Genomic DNA, 4,382 nt, shown 5'->3' with positions numbered 1-4,382 from the left:
CACATTCAAAGGCGTGGCCACATTGCCGCTCGGAGGCGCGACAGTCGGTTCGGTCCAGGCAAGGACAAAATAGGACAGGGAAAGAGAGATTGCCAAGACTGACACGATGAAAGCGAGAGATTTGGTAAGTTGTGAAAATTGAGGCATAGGTTTTATTTTTATTAAATTAAAAAAATATGCTTAAATTACTTTTTCTCCGGAGCTGTCAAACTTTTTATCACATCTTCTGAAACTGATTTTGAATCAGCAGGAGCTGTTAAAGAATCGATAACATCCTTGGAAATAGCCGCTGAATTTTTATCGCCGGAAACAGGAGCAGTCAGACTGTCAATGACTTCTTCCGTCGTTTTTGAAGACGGCGATTGCCGGGTTCCGCCGGAATTTTTTCCCGGATTGTTTTTACCCGCATAAAAAACCGCCAAAGATAAAACCAGAATTGAAACAAAAATTAAAATTACCAATAACACAATTTTAACGATAGGTTTTTCATTTTTAATTAATGACATAGAATTATATGCGTTTAATAATCTAGTATTTAAAAATCCTAGTATTAAATAATTAAACTTATATTAATCTTGCTAATATGGTTTATTATACCACAAAAATGAAAAATTCTCTAAAAAAGTTATCCACAAACTCCTATTTTGTTATTTCCAAAAATTCTTTTTCGTTTAATATTTTAACGCCTAATTTCTTGGCTTTTTCGTATTTACTGCCCGGATTTTCGCCTGCCGCGACATATGAAGTCTTGGCGGAAACCGCGCTCCCGATATTGCCGCCCAAAGCTCGGATCTTCTCGTGAGCTGCTTCCCTGCTCATTGATCTCAATGTTCCGGTCACCACGAAAGATTTTCCCGCCAATCGCCCTTCCGGCGCTTTATCCGCAATGATCTTCACCCCCGCTTTTTCCAGATCATTGACGAGCTTGATATTGCCCGCGTCGTGGAAAAAATCACAAAGGCTGGCCGCCACCACTGGACCGACATCGCGGGATCTTATCAGATCTTCAACGCTCGCTTTCTTAAGATTGGCCAAATTTTTAAAATGAAGCGAGAGATCATAGCTCATTTCTTCCCCCGCATGATGAATGCCCAAAGCATAAATGAACTTGCTCAAAAATATGGTTTTTGACTTGGCTATCGCGCCAATGAGATTATCAGCGGATTTTTCGCCAAAGCGCGCCAGCACTGAAATATCATCCTTGGTCAATTCAAAGATATCCGCCGGCGAGGTAATTAATTTTTCATCCACAAGGCGCTGAACGATCTTCTTGCCCATTCCTTCGATATTAAAAGCCTTTTTGCTGGCAAAATGTATCAACCGCCGGAGATCCTGCGCGTAGCATTTTTTATTGGCGCAATATGTCGCCACTTCGCCTTCCGATCGGCCTACCGCACTCCCGCAAATCGGGCATTTTTTCGGCATCTTAAAATCTTTTTCTTTGCCGGTCCGGAAATTCGGCAAAACTTTTACCACTTCGGGAATCACGTCGCCAGCTTTTTGTATCACTACCGTATCGCCAATCTTCAAACCCAAACGGCGAATTTCATCCTCATTGTGAAGCGTGGCCCGGCTGATAGTGGAACCCATTACCGAAACAGGTTTTAAATGCGCCACGGGAGTCAGCGCTCCGGTGCGCCCGACCTGCACCACAATATCTTCGACGACTGTAGTGGCTTGTTCGGCCGGAAATTTAAAAGCGATCGCCCAGCGCGGAGCCTTGCCGGTATAACCCAGCCGCCTCTGCCAATCTCCTGAATTAAGCTTTAGCACGATTCCGTCTATCCAATAGTCTTCCTGCTCGCGATGTTTCAGCCAATATTCCCAAACCTTTATCGCCTCTTCAACATTCGCGCAATGTTTCCAATTTTTACTAACCTTAAAACCCAATTCTTTTAATTTTTCTAATTCTTTTTCTTGAGTCGCCGGCAGATCGAAATTCCCCGCCCAACTCAGATCGTAAATGAAACAATCGAGCCGCCGCTCGCGCGCGATTTTCGAATCAAGCTGGCGGACAGCTCCCGCCGCGGCATTCCTCGGATTAGCCAGCAATTGCTCGCCGCTTTTGGCGCGTTCTTTATTCAGCTCTTTCAGTACCGATTTAGCCATAAAAACCTCCCCTTCCGCGACGATATCAACTTTTTCTTCCAGCTTCAAAGGTATACTTTCGATCGTCTTAAGATTTTGCGTCACGTCTTCGCCGATCTTCCCATCGCCCCTGGTAGCTCCGGTTACGAATACCCCGTTCTTATAAGTCAGCACCACGTGCAAACCGTCAATTTTTAATTCCGCCGTATAGTCAGGCACCGCATCGCCTTGGACTCCGCTATCACGCAAAAAACGCCTTACCCGAGCGTCGAATTCTCTTATTTCGTCCGGGGTAAAAGCGTCATTAAAAGACCATTGCGGCACGATATGCGGCACTTTTTTAAACTGATCCAAAGGTTTCCCGCCAATTCTCTGCGTGGGCGAATCAGGCGTGATAAATTCGGGAAATTTTTGCTCAAGCACATCAAGTTCGTGCTTCAAGGAATCCAGCGCCGCGTCGGAAATCTCCACTTTATCCAAAACATGATAAAGATAACGGTGATAATTTATCTCTTTTTTGAGTTTTTCTATGCGATCTTTGATTTCTTGTTTGTTCATAGGCGTCTCACTGATCAAATAGGCTATTTTAAGCGCACATCGGCATAAACTTGCGGTGAGCTTGTCGAATCCATCCGCTTTTGTTATTTAAAAATTTATTTCAATGCTTCTTCTGACCGAATTATATTCGCCGATTGACTGAATTTTGGTAATAGTACGATAATCGCCCGGCGTATCTTCCGTGACATTCAAACAATATTGAGCGCTGTCCAAAGATGTCCATAAAGGGCATTTTGCCGCTGTCGGCTCTTTTATTATATGATCATACAAAGCTTGTTCAATCCCTGTTTCCGCCGCATAATACGCCGTTACTGATTCTCTGCTGCTTGAAGATATTCTTAGTTCGGTTGAAGCGACAAACGAAGTTCCCAGAGCAATCGCTAAAACCGCTGCCAAAATTGACATTACTATAAAAATCGTAGCAGCGCCTCGCGAGTTTAACTTTTTTACTGAAAATTTTTTCATTTTAAATTACTGAAATTAAATTACTTTGAATTACAAAATGGCAAATTTGTCATAGTGAGCTTGTCGAACTATAGGCAAATTTGCGTTAAACTAGGCTGCCCTTCGACAAGCTCAGGGTGACAGTAAAGCTATTTCGTAATTCGCGATAAATTAATAAATACGCGGCGACACGCTGGTTTGCAGCTCCGTTTCCCCGCCAGCTCCGCTTTTAGCTTTTGCTTTGATCCAAATAGTGATAAAAGGAGCGGCCGCGGCAGGACCAGTGGTCAAATTCCAGTTATTAACCATAAACTTTAAATCGGTTATTAAAACCTCGTCGGACGAGATCGCCTGAGCGCCTCCGGTGCCGCCAAAATCATTTCTTAAGATTTTACTGTTCACGCTGTCAAAATCATAAACTATTGAAGATGAAGACATATTTTTAAAAGAAATTTTGGTAAAACGGCCATTCTTAACTGTTACCGGAGTTGCCGCGCCGTCATTAAACGTCAAATCGGGATTTACGGTATCTGTTTGCGCCATTCTCATTTCCTTAACCATAAATTCCATTATATAACGCAAATTATCCGCAACGTTTTGTTTTGCGACTATTGTTTTTTGCGCTTTTAACGCGTTTATGAATATTCCCGAAGCTGCGGTAATCACCATTGAAAAAACAGACACCGCCACCACAAGTTCAACAAGACTGATGCCTTTTTCGTTATTGATTTTTTTAAAAATTTCCAACGCCATTTTTATTGTCTCCAATTATATAAAATTTCGGTTGCGGTTAAATATTTATCTTGCCCGCCCTCGCTCCATTTGACTGCAACTTTCACTTCAACTGAATCGTTTGATTTTTCATTTAATGCTACCAAGCGGTAAAAATCGGTAGTAACATAGCCATACCCAGCTTGATTTCCAAAATTATCAGAATAACATTTTGAGCCATCCGCAATTTTCGTATAAACATAAATTTGGCACTTAGAACCACAATCATCAATATTTAATGGCGGTGGCATTACTTTACCACTGATAGCAGTATTAGCGCAAAAAAATGTTATTGTCTTATTCGGCGGAATGTCTCCTTCGATATTATGCTTCCAATCCAATTCTCCTTTAAGCCAATTGGTATCGCGAACATTTCTCACTCGCTCCATTCCATCCTCTACTAAACCCGCGGCGACTATTTTATTTTTTTGAAAAGAAATATTCCTTAAATTATAGTTTATCAGATTCAAACTGCCTATCAAGCCGATAGACAAGATCGTAACCGCCGCCATCACTTCAAC

Annotated in this window: 5 protein-coding genes; all 5 read right to left on the bottom strand. The window is 42.2% G+C overall.

What is annotated here, in order from left to right:
• Nucleotides 1-185: 185 nt before the first annotated feature.
• Nucleotides 186-506, bottom strand: a complete 321-nt coding sequence (locus Q8N37_04960; GenBank protein ID MDP3057832.1) for a hypothetical protein — start codon at nucleotides 504-506, stop codon at nucleotides 186-188.
• A 133-nt stretch (nucleotides 507-639) separates the two neighbouring features.
• Nucleotides 640-2,646 (bottom strand): NAD-dependent DNA ligase LigA, encoded by a 2,007-nt coding sequence (gene ligA / locus Q8N37_04955; GenBank protein MDP3057831.1) that lies wholly within the window; start codon nucleotides 2,644-2,646, stop codon nucleotides 640-642.
• Nucleotides 2,647-2,733: 87 nt separating this feature from the next.
• Nucleotides 2,734-3,051: a pilus assembly PilX N-terminal domain-containing protein gene (locus Q8N37_04950; protein ID MDP3057830.1), complete on the bottom strand. Its 318-nt coding sequence runs from the start codon at nucleotides 3,049-3,051 to the stop codon at nucleotides 2,734-2,736.
• A 210-nt stretch (nucleotides 3,052-3,261) separates the two neighbouring features.
• Nucleotides 3,262-3,843, bottom strand: coding sequence for a prepilin-type N-terminal cleavage/methylation domain-containing protein (locus tag Q8N37_04945; GenBank protein MDP3057829.1), 582 nt, complete (start codon nucleotides 3,841-3,843; stop codon nucleotides 3,262-3,264).
• A 2-nt stretch (nucleotides 3,844-3,845) separates the two neighbouring features.
• A partial coding sequence (locus Q8N37_04940) for a hypothetical protein (GenBank protein ID MDP3057828.1) occupies nucleotides 3,846-4,382 on the bottom strand: 537 nt, incomplete at its 5' end.

The sequence above is a fragment of the bacterium genome, assembly GCA_030693205.1.
GTDB lineage: Bacteria > Patescibacteriota > Minisyncoccia > JAHIHE01 > JAHIHE01 > JAHILZ01.
The sequence above is the reverse complement of the archived record's forward strand: the minus strand, read 5'-3'. Positions and strand labels throughout refer to the sequence as shown.

Excerpts from the sequence above, each read along its gene's own strand:
- Q8N37_04960 (MDP3057832.1), bottom strand. The coding sequence starts at position 506 with ATGTCATTAATTAAAAATGAAAAACCTATCGTTAAAATTGTGTTATTG.
- ligA (MDP3057831.1), bottom strand. The coding sequence starts at position 2,646 with ATGAACAAACAAGAAATCAAAGATCGCATAGAAAAACTCAAAAAAGAG.
- Q8N37_04950 (MDP3057830.1), bottom strand. The coding sequence starts at position 3,051 with ATGTCAATTTTGGCAGCGGTTTTAGCGATTGCTCTGGGAACTTCGTTT.
- Q8N37_04945 (MDP3057829.1), bottom strand. The coding sequence starts at position 3,843 with ATGGCGTTGGAAATTTTTAAAAAAATCAATAACGAAAAAGGCATCAGT.